A 21,082-nucleotide genomic window follows, 5' to 3' on the forward strand; every position below is an offset into this window, starting at 1 on the left:
GCCAACCGCCGCGAGATCCTCGATCCCGTACCAGAACACCTTCCACTCCTCCTGCCGCAGGAAACCGTCGGCCTCGGCCTGGTAGAACGCGTTGACCGGATTGCCGTGGCGCGAGCGCCAGAACAGCCGCGGCGTCTGCTCGCGCATCACCTGCCACACCGCGCGGCCCAGGCCCTCGCCCTGGGCTTCGTCGAGCACGGCGAACTTGTCCAGGTAGGCCTCGCCGTCCACGTCGGCCAGGATCACCGCGGCGCGGTAGTTCTCGCTGACGTAGGCGCGCTGCAGCGGCGTGCGCTCGAAGTAGTCGTCCACCAGGGTCCGCCCGAAGGCCGACTCGATCAGCGCGCGCAGGCGTGGCAGGTCCAGCTCGTCCCAGCGGGTCGCCTGCAACACCTTCTCGCCCCGCCGCACCAGGGTGCCCGAGCCCTTGTGGGTGAACAGCTCGCTGGCCAGCTCGGCCGGGCGGGTGATGGAGACCGAGGATGACGGCGGCAGGTCGTCCAGCAGCTCGCGGATCTGGGCCAGCTTCAGCCGCATGCCGCCGTTGACCCAGGGCGCCTCCATGAGCGCGTCGTACTCGGTGGACAGGTTGATCGAGTCGATCACCCTGCCCTCCTCGTCCAGCAGCCCGCCGGTACCGGTCAGGAAGATGATCTTGTAGGGCTGCAGCAGACGCACCAGTGCGTTTGCGGCGAAGTCGGCGTTGATGTTGACGATCTGCCCGCCGGCGGTCTCGCCCAGGCTGGCGATCACCGGGATCGAGCCGGCGGCCAGGGCGGAGCGGATCGGGGCGCGCTCCACCCCGGACACCTCGCCCACCAGGCCAAGCCGGACCGGATCGATCACCCGGGCCTCGAACACGCCCGACACGATCGACGTGGCGCGCGCGTCATGCCGCTGGAGGGCTTCCACCAGCCGCAGGTTCTGGGCATGGAATACCTTGCGCACCACCGCCAGTGCCTGTGGCGAGGTGATGCGCAGGCCGTCGACGGTCTGCTTCTCGATCCCGGCGGCAGCCAGCTCCTCGTCGAGCTGCGGACCAGCGCCGTGGACCACGATCGGGGTCAGGCCGACGTCCTGCAGGAAGGCCAGCGAGGACGCCAGCGCGTCGAGGTCGTCGCGCAGCACCGCCCCGCCAACCTTGACCACCGCGAAGCGCGCGGCGTCGAGCTGCGAGAACCGCTTGAGGTACTGGCTGACCTCGCGCGTGCTGGCCATGGACGAGAGCAGCCGGACGATGGTCTGGCGGGTCTGCAGGTCGTGCTGGGAAGGGGGGATGGTCATTGCTGTCCACCGTCATGCCCGCGAAGGATGCGGGTGATCGATTCGGCGTAGCGTTGCAGCTGGTCGATAGTGACCCACTCGTCCGCGGCGTGGGCCTGGGCGATGTCGCCGGGGCCGTAGACCAGTGCGGTCAGACCGGCCGCGGAGAACAGCGAGGCCTCGGTCCAGAAGTCGACCGCGTTGCCGATCGGCAGGCCGAGCGCGTCGGCCAGGTCACGGGCCGCGAGGCGCCGGTCCTCGGCGTCGGCGATGTCGCCCGCCGGCAGCGGCGGGCCGCGGAAGGTCTCTTCGTAGTGGCCAAGGGCGGTATCGGGCGCCAGGCCGCGCAGGCGCCCGTGCAGCGCGTCGATCGACATCGAAGGCAGCGGCCGGAAGCCGAAGCGGACTTCCGCCGACGGCGCGATCATGTTCGCCTTGATGCCGCCTTCGACCCGGCCGATGTTGAAGCGCAGCCCGGACAGCCCGCCGAAGCGCTGGTGGGCCTCGCCCTCGACCAGCTCCAGCGCTCGGCTGCCCCAGCGCATCGCCTGGTGCAACGCACTGGCCTCGATCGCATCCGCTCCGGACGCGTGCCCCGCGCTGCCCTTGAAGCGCATCAGCACCGAGCTGATCCCACGGTGGGCGAGCACCGCCTCACAGCCGGTCGGCTCGGCGATGACCGCCTCGCTGAAGCCATGGTCGCCAGCCAGGAAGGCGTTGATGCAGCGCGCATCGTTGGCCTCCTCGTCGGTCGAGAACAGGAAGGCGGCATCGCCCGTCGTGCGCGCGGCCGCGGCAAGCAGGCCCGCCGCCGCGCCCTTGATGTCGCAGGCGCCCAGCCCGATCGCCCGGCCGCCCTCCACCCGCAGCCGGTGCGGATCGGCGCTCCACGCCGGCGAGTCCGGCACCGTGTCCAGGTGCACGTTGAACACCCGCCGCGGAGTGCCCCGCACCGCCAGCATCGACACCGCCCCTGCACCGTGGTCCGTCACCTCGATCCGGAACCCGGGCAACTGCGCCCGCAGGTAATCAAAGATCCCGCCGGTATCCATCGCACGCGGCGGATTCCGAGTATCAAACCCCACCAGCGCCTCCAGATGGCCCAGCACGACCTCAAGCACGGCCGCCACCCCCGTTCCCTGTTCCCTGTTCCCCGTTCCCGCCCTTGTTCACCTGCGCCCACAACGTGCTGCTCATCCCAAACAACTTGATGAACCCCTCCGCCTCCGCAACGCCCCAGTCCGCGGCCTGGGCATAGGTCGCCCCGGCCGCCGCGAGGATGTGCGGAGATTCCACCGCCACCGCGTCCACGCGCCCGCCCTCGGTGCGCAGGACCACCTCGCCGTTGACCTTCGCCTGGCTGGAGGCAAGGAACGCCTCCAGGTCGGCCTTGAGCGGATCGGAGAAGAAGCCCTCGTAGACCAGTTCCACCCACTTGCGCGCGACCTCGGGCTTGAAGCGGTTCTGGTGCTTGCTCAGCACGGCCTCCTCCAGCGCCCGGTGCGCGGTCAGCAAGGCGACCAGGCCGGGGGCCTCGTAGACGATCCGGCCCTTCAGTCCGATCGTCGTGTCGCCGGTGTAGAGGCCACGGCCCACGCCGTACCGGGCGAAGGCCGGGTTGAGCCGGGCCAGCAACTCGTGCCCGGGCAGGCGTTCGCCGTCGAGGCTCACCGCCTCGCCGTGCTCGAAACCGATCCTGACTTCGAGCGCTTCGGCGGGCCACTGTGCACGCGGCAGGCACCAGCCGCCCGCGCCCTCGCCCGGCGCCTGCCACTGGTCGATCTCGCCGCCCGACAGGGTCACCCCCAGCAGGTTCTCGTTGATGGTGTAGGCCTGCTGCTTGCTGCGCACCCCGAAGCCGCGCTCTTCCAGGTAGGCCTGCTCGTAGGCGCGGACCTGGGTGTGCTCCTTCTGGATTTCGCGGATCGGCGCGACGATCTCGTAGTCGCCGCGTGCCTTGACCGCCAGGTCGAAGCGCACCTGGTCGTTGCCCATCCCGGTGCAGCCGTGGGCGATCGCCCGCGTCCCCAGCTCAGTCGCGCGCCGGAGCGCAGCGTCCACGATCAGGTAACGGTCGGACACCAGCAGCGGGTACTGCCCCTGGTAGCCCTCCCCCGCCCACACGAACGGCTTGACGAACCCGTCCCAGATCGCCGGCCCCCCATCGACGGTGACATGGCTGGCGACGCCCAGCTCGTGGGCACGCTGCTCGATGTAGGCACGCTCCTCCGCATCGACGCCGCCGGTATCGGCGAAAACCGTATGCACCCGCCAGCCGCGCTCGGCGAGCCAGGGAACGCAGAAGCTGGTGTCGAGGCCGCCGGAGAAGGCGAGGACGATGTCTTTGCTGGTCACGGGGAGGGGGATCCTGGTTTCTAAGCCCCCTCTCCCGCTTGCGGGAGAGGGTTGGGGTGAGGGGAGTTTTTGATTTTCGTGGGGGCGGGAGCTGCCCTCATCCGCCCCTTCGGGGCACCTTCTCCCGCGAGCGGGAGAAGGGTGTCACTGCGTCAGCTGGCGAGGGCGGCCATCACCGCCTTCTGCACATGCAACCGGTTCTCCGCCTCCTCGACCGCGATGCACGACGGCGAGTCCATCACCGCATCGGTGGCCTTGACGTTGCGGCGCAGGGGCAGGCAGTGGCTGAAGGCGGCATTGTTGGTCAGGGCCATCTTCCGCTCGTCGACGATGAAGTGGGCGTACCGGTCGCGGATCGCTTTCTCGGCTTCCCAGTTGCCGAAGTACGGGATCGCGCCCCAGCTCTTGGCGTACACGACGTCGGCGCCCGCGTAGGCGCTGTCGATGTCGTGGCTGACGCTCAGCGAGCCGCCGTGGGCGGCGACGTTGTCGCGGGCCCAGCCCATGTAGCGCTCGTCGAGCACGTACTCGGGCGTGGGGCACAGCAGGGTCACGTCCATGCCCATGCGGGTGGCGATGGTCAGAGCGGAGTTGGCCACGGCGGTGTTGAGCGGCTTCGGGTGGTAGGTCCAGGTCAGGACGTACTTCCGGCCGCGCAGGTCGGTGGTGCCGAAGTGCTCCTGCAGCGCCATCGCGTGCGCCAGCTCCTGGCACGGGTGGGTGATGGTCTCCATGTTGATGACCGGCACCGGGCTGTACTTGGCGAACGCCTTCAGGACGCGGTCCTCGCGATCGACCGACCAGTCGGTGAACTTCGGGAACGCGCGCACGCCGATCAGGTCGGCGTAGCGGCCGAGCACGCGGGCGACCTCGGCGATGTGCTCCTCGGCCTCGCCGTCCATCACCACGCCGGTGTCGAACTCGATCGGCCAGGCGTCCTTGCCGGGCTGCAGCACCACCGCGTGGCCGCCCAGCTGGAAGGCGCCCAGCTCGAAGCTGGTGCGGGTGCGCATGGAGGGGTTGAAGAACACCAGGGCGATCGAGCGCCCGCGCAGCTGGTCGCCCAATGGGGTGCGCTTGAAGCGCGCCGCGCTTTCAAGCAGCGCGTCCAGGTCGGGGCGGGACCAGTCCTGGGTGTTGAGGAAGTGGCGGGGGGTCATCGCGGGCTCCGGGAGGGATACGGGGAAACCGTTCGCCGGGCGATGAAAACGACAAAGCCCAGCGCGGTGGCTGGGCTTTTGCGTGCAGGCGTGGAACGAATGCGTGCGAGCGGCTACCCGGCCGTGAGGTCAGGCTGGCGTCGGCGCGCGCGCGAGGTCATCCCTGCCGCCATGCGGGCGGAGGTCAGGATCTCGGCGTTGGCGCGGGGCGCATTCATCAGGAGGCGGATCTTCGCACGGGCGTGGGACGTCGGCAAGCTCATTGCGTGCTGCCTTCCGTCACCACCGGCGTGACGCCGATGCGGATCCGCAGCCGGTTGCCCGGATCGTCCGGCAGCCGCGAGCGGAACTTCAGGCCCTTGTAGTCGTAGTCGACGTCATAGGCGATCGGGCGGCGGAACTCACGCTCGACCGGGACCATCCGGCAGTCCTCCGCCGCCGCGGCACCGCCTGCCTCGTCCTGCCCGCCCAGTGCGTCGCGCACCCGGCCGACCACGCGCTGCAGGCGCGAGCCCTCCTGCGCGCCCTCCTCCACCGGGTCGCAGCGCTCCTCGACCGCGGTCGCGTTCAGGGTCTGGTACACCGGGGTGACCTGCAGCACCTGCGCGTAGGCGAAGCGGACGTTCTCCGCCTGGATCACCGTGCGCGTCTCCTGCCCCCACGCGGGCGACGTCGCGACCGCGAGCAGCAACGTGGGCAACGCAAGGCTGGACTTCATCGGTGGGCGGACCCCTTCAGGCAACCGTGGGAGTGTAGGCGGGCGCGGCAGGCCCTGCGCTGAACCCGCACCTGCCGACAGGTCCGCGGCCGGCCGGTGCACTGCGCCGGGTAGAATGTCGCAAACCCGCTTGACCTGCCCATGAGCCTGCACCTCTACAACAGCCTGACGCGCCGCGTCGAAGCATTCCAGCCGCTCGACCCCGCCCGCCCCACCATGTACGTGTGCGGGCCGACTGTCTACAACTACGTCCACATCGGCAACGCGCGCGGGCCGGTGGTGTTCGGCGTGCTCGCCGACCTGTTGCGGCGCCGCCATGGCGGACTCGCCTACGCCCGCAACATCACCGACATCGACGACAAGATCAACGCCGCCGCCCGCGAGCAGGGCGTGCCGATTTCCGCGATCACCGACCGCTTCGCCGCCGCCTACCGCGAGGACATGGCCGCGCTGGGCGTCGCCCCCCCGGACATCGAGCCGGAGGCGACCGCCCACGTCGCCGAGATCATCGCGATGGTGGAGCGTCTCATCGAACGCGGGCACGCCTACGAGGCGGAAGGCCACGTGCTGTTCGCAGTGGGCAGCTTCGACGGCTACGGCAAGCTCGCGCGCCGGGACCTTCGCGAGATGCTGGCCGGCGCCCGCGTCGAGGTCGCACCCTACAAGCGCGATCCGGGCGACTTCGTGCTGTGGAAGCCGTCCACGCCCGACCTGCCCGGCTGGGAATCGCCGTGGGGCGTGGGCCGCCCCGGCTGGCACATCGAGTGCTCGGCGATGGCCGCCGCGCACCTGGGCGAGACCATCGACATCCACGCCGGCGGGGTCGACCTGCAGTTCCCCCACCACGAGAACGAGATCGCCCAGAGCGAATGCGCCCATGGCGGCCGCACCTTCGCCCGCTTCTGGCTGCACAACGGCATGCTGACCTTCGGCGGCGCGAAGATGAGCAAGTCGGTGGGCAACATCGAGAAGGTCCACGACCTGGTCCGCGAGCACCCGCCCGAGGCCCTGCGCTACGCACTGCTGAGCGCGCATTACCGGCAGCCGCTGGACTGGTCCGATGCGCTGATCGAGCAGAGCCGGCGCACCCTCGACCGGCTCTACGGCACCCTGCGCGACCTGTCCGGCGTCGACGCCACGCCGGTGATCCCGGCCAGCATCGAGACCGCGCTGGACGACGACCTGAACACCCCGCAGGCGCTCGCGGAACTGGCGCGCATCGCCGGCGAGGCGCGCCGGACCGGCGACGACGAGGCGCGCGCCCGCGCCAAGGGCGAGCTGCTGGGCGCAGGACTCGCGCTGGGCCTGCTGCAGCAGGACCCCGCGCAGTGGTTCGGCGGTGGCGGCGACGACGGGGACGATGCCCGCGTCCAGGCGCTGGTCGACGAGCGCGCCGCCGCCAAGAAGGCGCGCGACTTCGCCCGCGCCGACGCGATCCGCGACCAGCTGGCCGCCGAGGGCGTGCTGCTGGAAGACACCCCCGCCGGCGTGCGCTGGCGCCGGGGCTGAGACAAGAGGTAGCCGTGACCGACACCCCCGCATCCCCCTTCCCGCTCGAACCCACCCCGCAGGCCGCGCAGGACGCGATCCGCGAGGAGTTCGGCTTCTTCAGCGACTGGTCCGAGCGCTACCAGTACCTGATCGACCTGGGCCGCAAGCTGCCGGAGTTCCCGGAGGCGTGGAAGACCGAGGAACATCGCCTGCACGGTTGCCAGTCGATGGTCTGGATCGTGCCCGAGGCCGACCGCGAGCGGCTGCGCTTCCACGCGGTCAGCGACTCGACGATCGTGTCGGGCCTGATCTACCTCGCGCTGCGCGTGTACTCCGGGCGCACGCCGGCGGAGATCCTGGCGACCGATCCCGACTACGTCGGCGACATCGGCCTGTCCCGGCAGCTCTCGCCCACGCGCAGCAACGGGCTGGCCGCCCTGCTCGCCTTCATCCGCAACGAGGCGGAGCGGCGGGCGTAGCCGCAAACGTCATTCCCGCGAATGCGGGAATCCAGACCTCCGGAAAAGCGAAGGCCCCGCTACAGGCGGGGCCTCCTCGTTCACGCAATGCCGCAGGCTCAGTCGCCCATCTGCTTCTGCAGGTGCTCCCAGCGCTCCTGGGCGTCCAGGGTGCGCTCGGCGGTCAGGCGGGCCGACAGGCGGTCCAGGCCGATCTCCTCGCCGGTGTCCACGCAGTAGCCGTAGTCACCGGAGTCGACGCGCTTGAGCGTACTGTCGATCTTGCTGATCAGCTTGCGGTAGCGGTCGCGGGTGCGCAGCTCCAGCGAGTTCTCGGTCTCGCGGGTGGCGCGCTCGGCCTCGTCACCGACGTCGCGCACTTCGTCCTTGAGGTTCTCGATGGTCTGCTTGGACTCCTCGACCAGGTCCTCGCGCCACTGCAGGAGCTGCTGGCGGAAGTACTCGAGCTGCAACGGGCTCATGTACTCCTCTTCCGGGTCCGGGCGGTAGCCCTTGGGCAGGATCGGACGGCCGGTGTTCGAATCGGTCTTGTATTGCACGATCTTGTACTTGCTCCGCGGGGTGGGGGCCTGCGGCTTGGCCGCGACCGCGACCGCGACCTTGGCCGGACGACGCGGCGCGGTGCCGCCGTTGCCGGACGCCGGCGCGGTGCTGGCCTTCGCAGGTGCCTTGTCGGCCCTGGCGGCGGTCTTCGCCGGTGCCTTCGCGGCCTTCTTCGCGGGTGCCTTGACCGCCTTGGTGGCGGCCTTCTTCGCTGCGGCCGCCTTCTTCACGGCCGGCGCCTTCTTGGCCGCCGTGGTCGCGCTGCTGGTGGCCTTGGCGGCCTTCTTGACGGTCTTCTTCTCTGCCACTTTCGGGTGTCCTTCCTTCAGTCCCTTGTGACGGGAAAGCGGGCTGTTATACCCTGCCCCGCAGGCGGCGGCAACCGCGCCACCGCGGGCGCGCCGACGCCGGCTCCACTGCTTCCCCGGCCACGTTTCATGGTGCCTGCCGCAAGCTTGCGCGGCCACGCGCCACCGGATGGTCAAGGCCCCATCCTAACCCGCCGCGCCAACGCGTGCCCGGCCCCGGATCCGCCGTGATCGACCGCGTCCTCATCGCCCTTCTGAAAGGCTACAAGCGCGCCGTCAGCCCGCTGCTGGGACCGCGCTGCCGCTTCCATCCCAGTTGTTCGACCTATGCGATGCAGGCCATCGCCCGGTTCGGTGCCGTGCGTGGCGGCTGGCTCGCGGCCAAGCGCATCGCCAGGTGCCATCCCCTCCATCCCGGCGGCAACGATCCCGTTCCGCCCGCCAAGTGAACCCGCCGAGTAGACCGACATGAACCAACCCGCGACGCCGCCCGCAACCCTCATCGTCAACGCCCGCCTGGTGAACGAAGGCCGCGAGTTCGACGGCGACCTGCGCATCCGCGACGGGCGCATCGCCGAACTCGGCAGCGGCCTGTCCACGCGCGGCGACGAGGTGGTGGTCGACGCCGCCGGCCGCCGGCTGCTGCCCGGGATGATCGACGACCAGGTGCACTTCCGCGAACCCGGCCTGGAGTACAAGGCCGACATGGAGGTGGAGTCCGGCGCCGCCGTCGCCGGCGGGCTCACCAGCTTCATGGACATGCCCAACACCAGCCCGCCGACGCTCGACGCGGACGCACTGGAGGACAAGTACCGCCGCGCCGCCGGCCGGGTCCGGGCCAACTACGGTTTCTACATGGGCACCAGCACCACCAACCTGGAGGCCATCCAGCGCCTGGACCCGCGCAGCGCACCGGGGGTGAAGGTGTTCATGGGCGCCTCCACCGGCAACATGCTGGTGGACGACCCGGAGGTACTGGACGCGGTGTTCCGCGATGTCCCGACCCCGGTCATCACCCATTGCGAAGACACCCCGATGATCGAGGCCGAGACCGCCCGCTACCGGGCGAAGTACGGCGACGACATCCCCGCGGCGTGCCACCCGGACATCCGCTCGCGCGAGGCCTGCATCAAGTCGACCCGGCTGGCGCTGGAGCTGGCCCGGCGGCACGGCACCCGGCTGCACGTGCTGCACATCTCCACCGCCGACGAGCTGGCGCTGTTCGAGCGTGGCCCGCTGGTGCGCGCCGACGGCAGCCGCAAGCAGATCACCGCCGAGACCTGCATCCACTTCCTGCGCTTCGACCGCAGCGACTACGAGGCGCTCGGCCACCTGATCAAGTGCAACCCGGCGATCAAGGACCCGTCCGATCGCGAGGCGCTGATCCAGGCGCTGGCCGACGACGTGATCGACGTGCTGGCCACCGACCACGCCCCGCACCTGCTGGAGGAGAAGCAGAACCCCTACACCAGGGCCCCGAGCGGGCTGCCGCTGGTGCAGTACGCGCTGGTCGCCGCGTTGGAACTGGTCCACGAGCGGCGCCTGTCCACCGCCCAGGTGGTGCAGAAGTTCGCCCATGCGCCCGCGCAGCTGTTCGACGTCAAGGAACGGGGCTTCCTGCGCGAGGGCTACGCCGCCGACCTGGTGCTCGTCGATGACACGCCGTTCACCGTGCGCCGCGAGGACGTGCTGTCCCGGTGCGGCTGGTCGCCGTTCGAGGGCCGGACCTTCCACAGCCGGATCGCCTCGACCTGGGTCAACGGCCAGCTGGCCTGGGATGGCGAGCGGCTGGTGGGCGGCGCGGCAGGACAGCGCCTGGAGTTCGACCGTTGAGTGTGCGCCTGGGGCTCGCGGCCTTGCTCGCGTGCATTCTGGCGGCCCCGCCCAGCCCGGCCGCCGCGCAGGCCGCCGGAGGGTCCGGGGACGCACCCGCGACCGCGGCCGATACGCGGATCGTGTTCCCCGAGTCGGTGCAGCAGGGGGCGCTGGTCATCGGCAAGGTGCCGGCGGGCAGCAACGTCACGCATGCTGGCCGCGAGCTGCGGGTCACCGGCTACGGCACCGTCGCGTTCGGCGTGGCACGGGACCAGTCCGGCCCGGTGACCGTGCAGGTCCGCCGACCGGACGGCAGCCGGCACGAAGCCTCGATCCGGGTGACCGCGCGCGACTGGCCGGTCGAGCGGGTGTCCGGCGTGCCGCCGAAGACCGTTTCGCCACCGAAGGAGATCGCCGAGCGGATCGCCCGCGAGCAGGCCCGGGTCGCCGAGGCCCGCACCCTGGACGGCGACCACACCGGATTCGCCGAGCGTTTCCAGTGGCCGGTCCAGGGGCGCATCAGCGGCCGCTTCGGCAACCATCGGGTCTACAATGGCACCCCGGGGGCACCGCACTCGGGCATGGACATCGCCGCGGCCAGCGGCACCCCGGTCAAGGCGCCCGCCTCCGGCGTGGTCACCTTCGCCGACGACCTCTACCTGACCGGCGGCACGCTGGTGCTCGACCATGGCCACGGCATCAGCTCCAACTTCCTGCACCTGTCGCGCATGGACGTGGCGCCCGGCGACGTGGTGCGCCAGGGCGAGGTGATCGGCGCCGTCGGCGCGACCGGGCGGGCCACGGGGCCGCACCTGCACTGGGGCATGAACTGGTTCGACGTCAGGATCGATCCGCTGCTGGTGCTGGAACGACCGTAGGCCCGCGCGAGGGCGAGGGGTCCTGCAGCGTGGCCCAGCGGCTGATGCTGACCCGGTCGCGCCCGTCCTGCTTGCTCGCATAGAGCGCGGCGTCCGCGCGGCGGACCAGTTCATTCGCCTGCTCGCCGTACGCCAGCTGCGCCACGCCCAGGCTGACGGTGGCGGCGAGCATCCGCCCGTCGATCTCCAGCGCGCGGCTGTTCACCGCCGAACGCAGGTTCTCGGCGACGCCGACGGCCTCGTCCAGCGGGGTGTCGGGCAGCAGCACCAGGATCTCGTCGCCGCCCCAGCGCCCGAACAGGTCGTAGGTGCGCAGCCGGTTGCGGGTGCGCAGGGCGACGATGCGGATGCACTCGTCGCCCACCAGGTGGCCGTACTGGTCGTTGACCCGCTTGAAGTGGTCGATGTCGAAGAACACCACCGACAGGGACGATCCCGACACGTGCGCCGAACGCACCGCGTGCGCGAGCCGTGCCTCGATCGCCGAGCGCGACAGCGCGCCGGTCAGCGCGTCGTAGGACGCGCGGTGGCTGGCGTCGTCGCGCTCGCGCCGCAGCGTACGCACGATGCCGCCCAGGCCGACGGTGACCACCAGGCCGGACAGCGCGCAGCTCGCGGGCAGCGCGTGGCCCATCCACGGTGGACCCAGCCAGGAGCCACTCAGCTCCGCGAGGTGCCCCAGCAGGAGCAGGGTCATCGGCACCCAGCCCGCCAGCAGGAACAGTGCTGCCTGGCGGCCACGCATGCCATCGACGACCGCCCCGGACAGCACGACCAGGATCATCAGCGCGGCCAGCGCGCTGGTGGCGGCGATCATCCATCCCCTTGGCGCGAGCAGCATCGCCACGGCCAGCACGGCGGCGGACGTGGCGAGCACGCGCAGCACCAGGGTGACCCTGGGCCGGCGCGCCTCCAGCCGGAGGTAACGGCTCGCGAAGCCGATGTTGGCCAGCAGCGCCAGCACGCCGGTGAGGTGCACCAGGCGCATGTCGCGCGACAGCCAGGCGGTCGCGCTCCAGAGGTGCGCCTCGCCGCCGCTGGCGGCGAAGTACAGCGCCTGCGAGGCGAGCGCCAGGGCGAGCAGCCCGAACCGCATCTCCCCGACCGCGCCCCACATGCCCAGCGCGAGCACCGACAGCATCACCAGGCCCGCCAGTCCGGCGCTGCGCCAGCCGACGTGGACCAGGTCCGCCTGGTGTACCGCCGCGAGCGGATCGACGCGCACCCGCATTGGATTGCCCGGCGGGGAGCGCACCTGCAGGTACACGGTGTCCCCGTCCTGCACGCCGGAGTCCAGCGCGAGCACCAGCGCGCGCGGCGAAGGCGTGCCGGTGACGCGGCGGCCGAAGCCGTCGCCCGGCTCGCCGGGCCGCGCCGCCAGCCATGCGAGGGCGTGGGCGGCGCGGGCGGACAGCAGTTGCAGTTGCGGGCGGGCCTCCGCGGGCACGTCGCCGTGGACGCGGATCCGCCACCAGCCCTGCCCGGGCGGCAGCTGGTGGATCACGTTGCCGCGCACCGGCTCGAACCGGTCGTCGAGGGTGCCCCGGATCACGTGCACCGGCAGCGGATCACCCTCCAGGTACGCCAGCGAGACCTCGGCCAGCGGAGGCTCCTCGGTCAGCAGGGCGGCGATGCCCACCACGAGGCCGCAGCCGGCCAGCAGCAGCAGCCAGGGCGCGGCAAGCCGGGCCAGCGGCCCCGCCGCCGGCAATCGAAGGCGCGATGATCCCCACGACCGCTCCATCCACCCCCCTGCAAGTTTTGGAAACGGCAGCGCGTCCTGCCCGGAGCCTCAGCCCCTGGCAGCCCTCCACGCCCGCCACAAGGTACTCCAGCCGGATGCCGGCCGGCGCGGATCGCGGGCACCCAGGCGGCCCCGCGCCAGCGCGGTCCAGATCCGGCGTGGCCGGTGGCGCGACACCGCGTCCGGCCACCGGCGCCGGAGTTCGGCGGCCCAGGCCAGCGTGGCATCACCGTCACCCGCCGCCGCCATCACGCTGAGCGGCACATGGGCGTCCTGGTCGTGGGAGAAACGCGAGAACAGCAGCCACGCGGCCACCAGCTCCGCCTCCTCTTCCCCGGAAGCGCCCTCGCCACGGCCATCGAACAGCGCCGCTTCGACGGCCGCGGCGGCATGGGCGAAAGGGCGGACCAGTTCCACCGCCTCCCCCGGATCCCCGGCGCGCTCGCGCGAGGCCGGGAGGCTGTCCAATGCACCGGCGAGCCCGCCCCAGGGTGCCGGCAGGCGCTGCAGTTCGATGCCCAGCGGATGCCGCCGCACGCCACGCTCCCAGCCCCGCAGCTCCTCCTGCCACCAGGCCAGCTTGGCCAGGCCCGGCCGCGGGTCGCTGCCGCCCCAGGCCGCGTCGGACAACTCCTGCAGCAACGACGCCCACGCCACCGCCCGCGCGCGCACCGCATCCGGCACGAACACCCCGGCAACGCTCCACTCCGGCCAGCGCGCCTGCCATTTGTCCAGGAACGCCTGCAGCGTGCCGGTGCCGTCCGCGCGCGCGTCCGGGACCTCCAGGTCCGGGTCGCTCATGCCACCGGCCATGCCGAGGCCTCGCACAGGTCCGCGGGGTCCTCGACCATCACGTCGCCCCGCCAGGAGAAAGGATCGTCCTCGCCCAACCGGTAGCCCCACAGCGCGACCACCGAGGGCATGCCGGCGGCGCGCGCGGCGACGATGTCGCGCTCGTCATCGCCCACGTAGGCGATCCGGCGCGGTTCGATGCCCAGCACCCCGGCCGCGTGCAGCAGTGGCGCCGGATCGGGCTTGCGCACCGGCAGCGTGTCGCCACCGACCAGCACGGCGCAGCGTTCCTGCCATCCGAGCATCGGCAGCAACGGGATGGCCAGGAACTCCGGCTTGTTGGTGACGATCCCCCAGGGCCGCCCGGCCGCCTCGAGCGTGGAAAGCAGGCGCTCGATGCCGTCGAATGCGGAACAGTGGCGCCCCAGCTCGGCCTGGTAGGACTCCAGGAACTCGGGCACCCAGGCCTCGCGGGTCGCCTCGTCGATGCCGGGGAACGCGGCGGAGATCATCGCCCGCGCGCCCTTGGACACGTGCGGGCGCAGCTCGGCCAGCAGCATCGGCCCGGTGCCGCGCCGCGCACGCATTGCGTTGGCGGCCACCAGCATGTCCGGCGCGCTGTCGAGCAGGGTGCCGTCCAGGTCGAACAGCACCGCGTCGGGCAGCCGGGCCGCCATCAGGACGCGCCCGGCTTGCGGGCGCAGGCCAGGTAGTTGACGTCCGGGCGCCGGATCACCCGCGCGGCGTTGCGCCAGGGCTCGTATGCCAACCCGCTGACGTCCTCCAGCTCCATCCCGGCCGCGCGCAGCATCGCGCCCAGCTCGGAGGGGCGGATGAAGTCGCGGTACTGGTGGGTGCCCCGCGGCAGCAGGCGGGCGATGTACTCGGCACCCAGGATCGCCAGCGCGAACGCGGCCGGGGTGCGGTTGAGCGTGGACAGGAACAGCCGCCCGCCCGGCCGCAGCAGCCGCGCGCAGGCGTCCACCACCGAAGCGGGATCGGGCACGTGCTCGAGCATCTCCATGCAGGTGACGGCATCGAAGCTGCCGGGCGCCTCCGCGGCGAGGGACTCGACCGACTGCTCGCGGTAGTCGACCTGCACGCCGGACTCCTTCGCGTGCAGCCGGGCCACCCGCACCAGCGCCGGCGACAGGTCGAGCGCGGTGACTTCCGCGCCGGCTCCGGCCATTGCCTCGCTCAGCAGCCCGCCGCCGCAACCCACGTCGAGCACGCGCGCGCCAGCCAGGGGCATGCGCGCGGTGACATAGCCCAGCCGCGCCGGGTTCAGTGCGTGCAGCGGCTTCTGGGGGCCTTCCGGGTCCCACCAGCGCTGGGCCAGGGCGCCGAACTTGTCCAGTTCGGCCTGGCTGAAGTTGTTGTCGGCGGCGGCGGTGCTCATGACTGCTTCTGCTCCAGGATCGCGGAGATCCGCCCGTGCCACTGGCGGGTGCTGGCGAGCAGCGCTTCCATGTCGAAGTCGACCAGCTCGCGCCCGCGCAGCCGGCGCGCACCCGCGATCCAGACGTCGCTTACCTGGTGGCGCCCGGTCGCGTAGACCAGCTGCGAGATGACGTTGAACAGGGGCCGGGTCTCCAGCGGATCCATGTCGACCAGCACCAGGTCGGCCTGCTTGCCGGGCTCGATCGAGCCGATCCGATCGCCCAGGCCGACCGCCTTCGCCCCGCCCAGGGTGGCCGCGCGCAACGCGCTGGGAGCGCTGAAGGCCGCGGCGTCGCCGGCCACGGCCTTCGCCAGCTGCGCGGCGGTGCGCATCTCGCCGAACATGTCCAGGTCGTTGTTGCTGGCCGCGCCGTCGGTGCCGATCGCCAGGTTGACACCGGCCTGCTCGAGCTTCGCCACCGGGCAGAAGCCCGAGGCCAGCTTGAGGTTGGATTCCGGGCAGTGGACGACGCTCACGCCGCGCTCGGCGCACAGGGCGATCTCGCCGTCGTCCAGGGCGGTCATGTGCACCGCCACCAGCCGCTCGTTGACCAGGCCCAGGCGGTCGAGCCGGGCCAGCGGGCGCTGCCCGTGCTCGCGCTGGGAATCGACGACTTCCTGGGCGGTCTCGTGGGTGTGCAGGTGGACCTGCAGGTCGAGCTGGTCGGCCAGGGTGCGGATCCGGCCGAAGGCCGCGTCGGACACGGTGTACGGCGCGTGCGGGACGAAGGCCAGCGAGACCAGGTCGTCATCGCGCCACTGGTCATGGACCTGGATGGCCTTGTCGAAGTACTCGTCCTCGCTGGCGGCCCAGGCGTTGGCGAACTGCGCCACCGGCAGGCCGACCACGGCGCGGAAGCCCAGCCGCTTGTAGGTGGCGGCCTCCACGTCGGGAAAGAAGTAGTTCTCGTTGGCACAGGTGGTGCCGCCGCGCAGCATCTCGGCCACGGCGAGGGCCACGCCGTCGGCGATGAACTGCGGACCGACGACCGCGCCCTCGACGGGCCAGATGTGCTCCTGCAGCCAGGTCATCAGCGGCAGGTCGTCGGCGATGCCGCGCAGCAGGTTCATCGGGTTGTGGGTGTGCGCGTTCACCAGGCCCGGGATCAGCACCGAGCCGGGGCGCGATACGGTCTCGGCGGCCCGGAAGCGCGCGCGCGCCTCGGCGGTGGGCAGGAGCGCGACGATTTCGCCTCCGCGCACGGCGACGGCGTGGTCTTCCAGGACCACGCCGTGCGGCTCGATGGGCACCACCCACCCGGCTTCGATGAGGAGGTCGCAGGGCTGGGGGGCTTGCGTCATTACTTGACCCTGCTGACGTACTCGCCGGAGCGGGTGTCGACCTTGATCACCTCGTCCTGGTTGACGAACAGCGGCACGCGCACGACCGCGCCGGTCTCCAGGGTGGCCGGCTTGCCGCCGCCGCCGGAGGTGTCGCCGCGCAAGCCGGGATCGGTCTCGGTGATCTTCAGCTCCACGAAGTTCGGCGGCTGGACCATGATCGGCGTGCCGTTCCACAGCGTCACCACGCACTCCTCCTCGCCCTTGAGCCATTTGGCGGCATCGCCCATGCCGGCTTCGTCGGCCTGCACCTGCTCGAAGGTGGACGGATCCATGAAGTGCCAGTGCTCGCCGTCGCTGTAGAGGTACTGCATGTCGGTGTCGACGACGTCGGCGCCCTCGACCGAGTCGGTCGACTTCATGGTGATTTCCTGCACCCGGCCGGTCTTGATGTTGCGGTACTTGACGCGGGTGAAGGCCTGGCCCTTGCCCGGCTTGACGTACTCGGTGTCGGTGATGATGCACGGGTCGTTGTTGACCAGGATCTTCATCCCGTTCTTGACGTCGTTCATGCCGAAGGTGGCCATCTGGAGCTCCTGGTAGTGAAGGCGGATAGAATGCCGGGCTGCCGCGCACGGCCGTCGCGGCGGCAATACAGGTCCGGAATGATACCCGCAGCCCTTCCCCCGATGCAGTCGCCGCAGGCGCCCCGCTGGCAGCGCCTGTGGCGCGAGGCGGTGCGCGACGCGGGCGAGCTGCTGGGGCTGCTGGGCCTGGAACCGGCGGCGCTGGGGCTGTCCGCGGAAGCGGCGCGGCAGTTCCCGCTGCGGGTGCCGCGGGGCTTCGTTTCCCGGATGCGCCGTGGCGATCCGGACGACCCGCTGCTCAGGCAGGTGCTGCCGGTCGATGCAGAGATGCAGCCCGTCCCCGGCTTCAGCCTGGACGCGGTGGGCGACGGTGCCGCCACCGCCGGCGACGGCGTGATCCGCAAGTACAACGGCCGGGCGCTGCTGGTCGCCACCGGCAGCTGCGCGATCAATTGCCGCTACTGCTTCCGCCGCCACTTCCCCTATGCCGAGCAGACCGCTTCGGCCTCCGGATGGGAGGCGGCGCTGGAGCGCATCGGTGCCGACACCGGGATCGAGGAGGTCATCCTCTCCGGCGGCGACCCGCTTTCGCTGTCCGACGCCAAGCTCGCGGCGCTGACCGATGGCCTGCGCGGGATGCCACACGTGCGGCGGCTGCGCATCCACAGCCGCCTTCCGGTGGTCCTGCCCGAGCGCGTCGACGACGGCCTCCTCGGCTGGCTGGAGTCGCTGCCCTGGCCGGTGGCGGTGGTGCTGCACGCCAACCATGCCAACGAGTTCGACGGGTCCGTCGATGCCGCCCTCGCCCGCCTGCGCGGGACCGGGGCGACGCTGCTCAACCAGGCGGTGCTGCTGCGCGGGGTCAACGACTCGGTCGAGGCGCTGGCCGCGCTCAGTACGCGGGGCTTCGATGCCGGCGTGGTTCCGTACTACCTGCACCAGCTGGACCGGGTCCAGGGTGCCGCGCATTTCGAGGTCGACGACGCCCGCGCCCGCGCGCTGCACGCGGCGCTGGCGGCCCGGCTGTCGGGCTACCTGGTCCCGAAGCTGGTCCGCGAGGTCGCCGGAGATCCGGGCAAGCGGCCGCTGTGACCGGACGCCGGTCGCGGACCGGGCGGCGGGGAATGGACGCTGCCCGGCGCATCTGTCATAACCCTTGGCCGCGCCTTTCCCCGGAGGAGCCCGCCGCATGCCACCCGTTGAGGAAACGACCCTCCGCCTGCTGGTGATCGACGACAGCGTGGAGGCTGCCGAGGCGATCGTCAGCGGGCTGCGCAACAGTGGCCTGGCGGCCCGCCCCAGCCGGCCCGAGGATGCCGACGGGCTTGGCGAGTTGCTGTCCGGCCCGCCCGCCGACCTGGCGCTGGTGGCGCTGGACGCCACCCTGATCCCGCCGGAGCAGGTGGTCGCGCAGATCTCCGACAGCGGCAAGGACCTGCCGGTGCTGCTGGTGGTCGACAGCATCGACGACGCGGTGGCGCGCCGGGCGATGGAGCTCGGGGTCCGCGGCGTGGTCCTGCGCGGCGACCGCGAGCAGGTCGCCAGCGTGGTGCGCGACGCCTTCGCCGACCGCAACGCGCGCCGGGCGCTGCGCCGGCTGGAGTCGCAGCTGCGCGAGACCGAACGCCGCTGCGATGCGCTGATCGAGTCCTCGCGCGACCCGATCGCCTACGTCCACGAGGGCATGCACATCCGGGCCAACGAGGCCTACCTGGAGATGTTCGGGTTCGAGACGTTCGAGGACATCGAGGGCATGTCGCTGCTCGACCTGGTCGCACCACAGCACGTCGACGGGTTCCGGCAGCTGCTGCGCGACCTGGGTCGGGGCGAGCCGCCGCCGCCGCGCTACGAGGTGGAGGCGCGCACCCTGGAGGGCGAGAGCTTCCCGGCGGTCATGGAGTTCACCCCCGCCACCTGGGAAGGCGAAAGCTGCCTGCAGGTGGTACTGCGCCGGCAGGAGGTCGATCCCGGGCTGGCGCGGGAGGTCGAGGAGCTTCGCCACCGCGACGTAGTGACGGGCCTGCTCAACCGGCCGACCTTCCTGCGCTCGCTGGAGGAACTGGTCAAGGACGCCGCCCAGGGCGGCTCGCACGCGGTGCTCATGGTCGAGCCGGACCACTACGCGCGGCTGCTCGAGGAGATCGGGCTCGACGCGGCCGACTCCCTGCTGGCGGCGTTCGCGCGGCGCCTGGAGACGGCGCTCGGCGACGGCGACCAGTGCGGGCGCCTGGGCGAGCACCAGTTCGGCGTGCTCCGGCGCGGCAGCGACTACCACGCCACCGTGCAGCTGGCCGAGAAGATCCGCACCTGCTTCGCCGACGCGGTACTGGAGGCGGGCGAGAGCACCCTCAATGTCACCGTCAGCGTCGGCGGGGTGCAGGTGGGCGAGAAGATCGCCAGCCTCAACGAGGTGCTGGCCAAGGCGCAGCAGACCATCCAGAACGCCAGCAGCGTCGGCGGCAACCGGGCCCAGGTGTTCGATCCGGGTGCCGTGGACCGTGCCGAGGAGGAGCGCATCGCCGCCTGGGTCGACCGCATCCGTGGCGCGCTCGACGCGGACGGCTTCGTCCTGCACTACCAGCCGCTGATCGCCCTGCACGGGCAGCCGGGCGAGTGCTACGACACCTTCCTGCGCCTGCGCGACGAGGACGGCGCGCTGACCCAGCCGATGGACTTCCTGCCGATCGCCGAGGAACACGGCCTGCTGTGGGAGATCGACCGCTGGCTGGTGCGCGAGGCCATTGCCCGCCTGGGCGGGCTGCGCGTCGCCGGTCGCCAGGTGATCCTGATGGTGCGCGTTTCCGATGCCTCGCTGCAGGACGACAGCCTGGTCAACCTGGTCCGCGAGCAGTTGTCGCGCCACGGCGTGGACGGCCGGCAACTGATCCTGCAGCTGGCCGAGCCCAGGGTGTCGACCCAGCTGCGGGCGGCCCAGGAGTTCCGGGTCCGGCTCGCCGACATGGGCGTGCGGATGGTGCTCGAGCAGTTCGGCAGCGGGCTCAACTCGGTCCAGCTGCTCGGCCACTTCGATGCCGACATGGTCCGCATCGACCACTCCTTCAGCGAGGACCTCGCCACCAGCCCCGACAGCCAGGAGCGGCTGCGCGCGCTGGCGTCACAGGCCCAGGCGCTGGGCAAGGAAGTCATCGTCGATTCGGTAGGCGACGCCTCCACGATGACCGCACTGTTCAGTGGCGGCATCAGCTACGCCCAGGGGGACTTCCTTGCCCCCGCGGGTCCCGAGATGGACTACGACTTCGGCTGAGCGCGGGCGGCTCAGGCCGCGGTACGCACCCGGCCGTCCATGCGCTGCAGGGCGGCGATGCGCTCCTCCAGCGGCGGGTGGCTCATGAACAGCCGGCGCATGCCTGCGCCCACGGCGCCGCTGATGCCGAAGGCCTGTACCTGGCGCGGCAGCGTGTTCTCGCCGTAGGTCCGCGACAGCCGCTGCAGCGCACCGACCATCTTGTCGCGGCCGGCGAGCCGGGCGCCGCCCGCATCGGCACGGAACTCGCGCTGGCGCGAGAACCACATCGCGATCATGCTCGCGAACAGCCCGAAGATCATGTCCAGCACAAACACGGTGGCGAAGTAGCCGATGCCGACGCCGCCGTCGCGGTTGCCGCTGAGGTAGCCGTCGATGACCCGGCCGACCACGCGCGAGAGCACGATCACGAAGGTGTTGAGCACGCCCTGGATCAGCGCCATGGTCACCATGTCGCCGTTGGCCACGTGGCTGACCTCGTGGGCCAGGACCGCCTCGGCCTCGTCGCGGCTCATCGCCCGCAGCAGCCCGGTGGACACCGCCACCAGCGAGTTGTTGCGGCTCGGGCCGGTGGCGAAGGCGTTGATCTCCGGCGCGTCGTAGATGGCCACCTCGGGCATTGCGATGCCGGCCGCCTCGGCCTGCCGGCGCACGGTCGACACCAGCCACTGCTCGGCCTCGTTGCGCGGCTGTTCGATGACCTGCGCGCCGGTACCGCGCTTGGCCACCCACTTGGACATCATCAACGAGATGAACGAGCCGCCGAAGCCGAACACCAGGGCCATCACCAGCAGGCCGCCGTTGTTGCCCAGGCTGATGCCGAACACGCCCTGCAGGATGCTCAGGACGATCCCCAGCAGCACGATCACCGCCAGGTTGGTTGCAATGAATAGCGCCACGCGCTTGAACATCGGGTCTTCCTCTCCGCGCCGGGATGCGCGTTCTCGTTGGCCTGGAAGTGTG

At 71.3% G+C, this 21,082-nt stretch carries 19 protein-coding genes and 1 pseudogene; 7 read left to right on the top strand and 13 right to left on the bottom strand.

Annotated elements, in window-relative coordinates; all coding sequences use genetic code 11:
• From G545_RS0102255 to G545_RS0102280, 5 genes are all read right to left on the bottom strand, one after another.
• Positions 1–1,284 (bottom strand): acetylglutamate kinase (locus G545_RS0102255; RefSeq protein ID WP_027068972.1); only part of this gene is annotated, 1,284 nt, incomplete at its 3' end.
• The gene (locus G545_RS0102260; RefSeq protein ID WP_027068973.1) at positions 1,281–2,384 is read right to left on the bottom strand and encodes an acetylornithine deacetylase; all 1,104 of its coding nucleotides are present in this window, start codon (positions 2,382–2,384) and stop codon (positions 1,281–1,283) included. The genes G545_RS0102255 and G545_RS0102260, both read right to left, overlap by 4 nt.
• On the bottom strand, positions 2,377–3,618 hold the full coding sequence (locus tag G545_RS13250; RefSeq protein ID WP_052106763.1) for an argininosuccinate synthase: 1,242 nt from the start codon (positions 3,616–3,618) through the stop codon (positions 2,377–2,379). The genes G545_RS0102260 and G545_RS13250 overlap by 8 nt, the downstream gene beginning before the upstream one ends.
• A 152-nt stretch (positions 3,619–3,770) precedes the next feature.
• Complete coding sequence (locus G545_RS0102270; RefSeq protein WP_027068974.1) at positions 3,771–4,778, bottom strand: N-acetylornithine carbamoyltransferase; 1,008 nt, start codon at positions 4,776–4,778, stop codon at positions 3,771–3,773.
• 259 nt (positions 4,779–5,037) lie between these two features.
• A complete protein-coding gene (locus G545_RS0102280) occupies positions 5,038–5,496 on the bottom strand; it encodes a hypothetical protein (RefSeq protein WP_027068975.1) in 459 nt (152 codons plus the stop codon).
• A gap of 135 nt (positions 5,497–5,631) precedes the next feature.
• On the opposite strand from G545_RS0102280, the gene cysS reads away from it, so the two are divergent.
• A complete protein-coding gene (gene cysS, locus G545_RS0102285) occupies positions 5,632–7,005 on the top strand; it encodes a cysteine--tRNA ligase (protein WP_027068976.1) in 1,374 nt (457 codons plus the stop codon).
• Between the two features lie 14 nt (positions 7,006–7,019).
• Positions 7,020–7,466 (top strand): SufE family protein, encoded by a 447-nt coding sequence (locus G545_RS0102290; protein ID WP_027068977.1) that lies wholly within the window; start codon positions 7,020–7,022, stop codon positions 7,464–7,466.
• A gap of 98 nt (positions 7,467–7,564) precedes the next feature.
• Here the strand turns inward: G545_RS0102290 and dksA are convergent.
• A pseudogene (dksA, locus tag G545_RS13255) lies at positions 7,565–8,323 on the bottom strand (RNA polymerase-binding protein DksA); the annotation flags it as partial.
• Between the two features lie 221 nt (positions 8,324–8,544).
• Between dksA and yidD the strand changes: the two are divergent.
• The 3 genes from yidD to G545_RS0102310 are packed head-to-tail and all read left to right on the top strand — an operon-like array spanning position 8,545 to position 11,010.
• A complete protein-coding gene (gene yidD, locus G545_RS0102300; RefSeq protein ID WP_027068978.1) occupies positions 8,545–8,766 on the top strand; it encodes a membrane protein insertion efficiency factor YidD in 222 nt (73 codons plus the stop codon).
• A 19-nt stretch (positions 8,767–8,785) separates the two neighbouring features.
• Positions 8,786–10,150 (top strand): dihydroorotase, encoded by a 1,365-nt coding sequence (locus tag G545_RS0102305; protein WP_027068979.1) that lies wholly within the window; start codon positions 8,786–8,788, stop codon positions 10,148–10,150.
• 23 nt (positions 10,151–10,173) lie between these two features.
• A complete protein-coding gene (locus G545_RS0102310; RefSeq protein ID WP_231553213.1) occupies positions 10,174–11,010 on the top strand; it encodes a M23 family metallopeptidase in 837 nt (278 codons plus the stop codon).
• Here G545_RS0102310 and G545_RS0102315 read toward each other — a convergent pair.
• The 6 genes from G545_RS0102315 to efp form a co-directional block, all read right to left on the bottom strand.
• Complete coding sequence (locus tag G545_RS0102315; protein WP_027068981.1) at positions 10,973–12,721, bottom strand: GGDEF domain-containing protein; 1,749 nt, start codon at positions 12,719–12,721, stop codon at positions 10,973–10,975. The genes G545_RS0102310 and G545_RS0102315 overlap by 38 nt on opposite strands.
• 81 nt (positions 12,722–12,802) lie before the next feature.
• Positions 12,803–13,555 (bottom strand): phytoene/squalene synthase family protein, encoded by a 753-nt coding sequence (locus tag G545_RS0102320; protein ID WP_154656498.1) that lies wholly within the window; start codon positions 13,553–13,555, stop codon positions 12,803–12,805.
• Complete coding sequence (gene gph / locus G545_RS0102325) at positions 13,552–14,226, bottom strand: phosphoglycolate phosphatase (protein WP_027069336.1); 675 nt, start codon at positions 14,224–14,226, stop codon at positions 13,552–13,554. Before gph ends, G545_RS0102320 begins: the two co-directional genes overlap by 4 nt.
• Positions 14,223–14,945 (bottom strand): bifunctional 2-polyprenyl-6-hydroxyphenol methylase/3-demethylubiquinol 3-O-methyltransferase UbiG, encoded by a 723-nt coding sequence (ubiG, locus tag G545_RS0102330; RefSeq protein WP_027068983.1) that lies wholly within the window; start codon positions 14,943–14,945, stop codon positions 14,223–14,225. The genes gph and ubiG overlap by 4 nt, the downstream gene beginning before the upstream one ends.
• Complete coding sequence (locus G545_RS0102335) at positions 14,942–16,288, bottom strand: TRZ/ATZ family hydrolase (protein WP_027068984.1); 1,347 nt, start codon at positions 16,286–16,288, stop codon at positions 14,942–14,944. The genes ubiG and G545_RS0102335 overlap by 4 nt, the downstream gene beginning before the upstream one ends.
• Complete coding sequence (efp, locus tag G545_RS0102340; RefSeq protein ID WP_027068985.1) at positions 16,288–16,854, bottom strand: elongation factor P; 567 nt, start codon at positions 16,852–16,854, stop codon at positions 16,288–16,290. Before efp ends, G545_RS0102335 begins: the two co-directional genes overlap by 1 nt.
• A 102-nt stretch (positions 16,855–16,956) precedes the next feature.
• Between efp and epmB the strand changes: the two genes are divergently transcribed.
• Together epmB and G545_RS0102350 are read left to right on the top strand one after the other, a co-directional pair.
• Positions 16,957–17,946: an EF-P beta-lysylation protein EpmB gene (epmB, locus tag G545_RS0102345; protein ID WP_407059616.1), complete on the top strand. Its 990-nt coding sequence runs from the start codon at positions 16,957–16,959 to the stop codon at positions 17,944–17,946.
• Between the two features lie 97 nt (positions 17,947–18,043).
• Positions 18,044–20,119, top strand: a complete 2,076-nt coding sequence (locus tag G545_RS0102350) for an EAL domain-containing protein (protein WP_027068987.1) — start codon at positions 18,044–18,046, stop codon at positions 20,117–20,119.
• Positions 20,120–20,130: 11 nt separating this feature from the next.
• Here the strand turns inward: G545_RS0102350 and htpX are convergent, their stop codons facing one another.
• The gene (gene htpX, locus G545_RS0102355) at positions 20,131–21,030 is read right to left on the bottom strand and encodes a protease HtpX (protein ID WP_027068988.1); all 900 of its coding nucleotides are present in this window, start codon (positions 21,028–21,030) and stop codon (positions 20,131–20,133) included.
• Positions 21,031–21,082 lie beyond the last annotated feature (52 nt).

This window comes from Lysobacter defluvii IMMIB APB-9 = DSM 18482 (assembly GCF_000423325.1).
GTDB lineage: Bacteria > Pseudomonadota > Gammaproteobacteria > Xanthomonadales > Xanthomonadaceae > Novilysobacter > Novilysobacter defluvii.

Excerpts from the sequence above, each read along its gene's own strand:
- G545_RS0102270 (WP_027068974.1), bottom strand. The coding sequence starts at position 4,778 with ATGACCCCCCGCCACTTCCTCAACACCCAGGACTGGTCCCGCCCCGAC.
- G545_RS0102280 (WP_027068975.1), bottom strand. The coding sequence starts at position 5,496 with ATGAAGTCCAGCCTTGCGTTGCCCACGTTGCTGCTCGCGGTCGCGACG.
- G545_RS0102305 (WP_027068979.1), top strand. The coding sequence starts at position 8,786 with ATGAACCAACCCGCGACGCCGCCCGCAACCCTCATCGTCAACGCCCGC.
- G545_RS0102320 (WP_154656498.1), bottom strand. The coding sequence starts at position 13,555 with ATGAGCGACCCGGACCTGGAGGTCCCGGACGCGCGCGCGGACGGCACC.
- ubiG (WP_027068983.1), bottom strand. The coding sequence starts at position 14,945 with ATGAGCACCGCCGCCGCCGACAACAACTTCAGCCAGGCCGAACTGGAC.
- G545_RS0102335 (WP_027068984.1), bottom strand. The coding sequence starts at position 16,288 with ATGACGCAAGCCCCCCAGCCCTGCGACCTCCTCATCGAAGCCGGGTGG.
- efp (WP_027068985.1), bottom strand. The coding sequence starts at position 16,854 with ATGGCCACCTTCGGCATGAACGACGTCAAGAACGGGATGAAGATCCTG.
- epmB (WP_407059616.1), top strand. The coding sequence starts at position 16,957 with ATGCAGTCGCCGCAGGCGCCCCGCTGGCAGCGCCTGTGGCGCGAGGCG.
- G545_RS0102350 (WP_027068987.1), top strand. The coding sequence starts at position 18,044 with ATGCCACCCGTTGAGGAAACGACCCTCCGCCTGCTGGTGATCGACGAC.
- htpX (WP_027068988.1), bottom strand. The coding sequence starts at position 21,030 with ATGTTCAAGCGCGTGGCGCTATTCATTGCAACCAACCTGGCGGTGATC.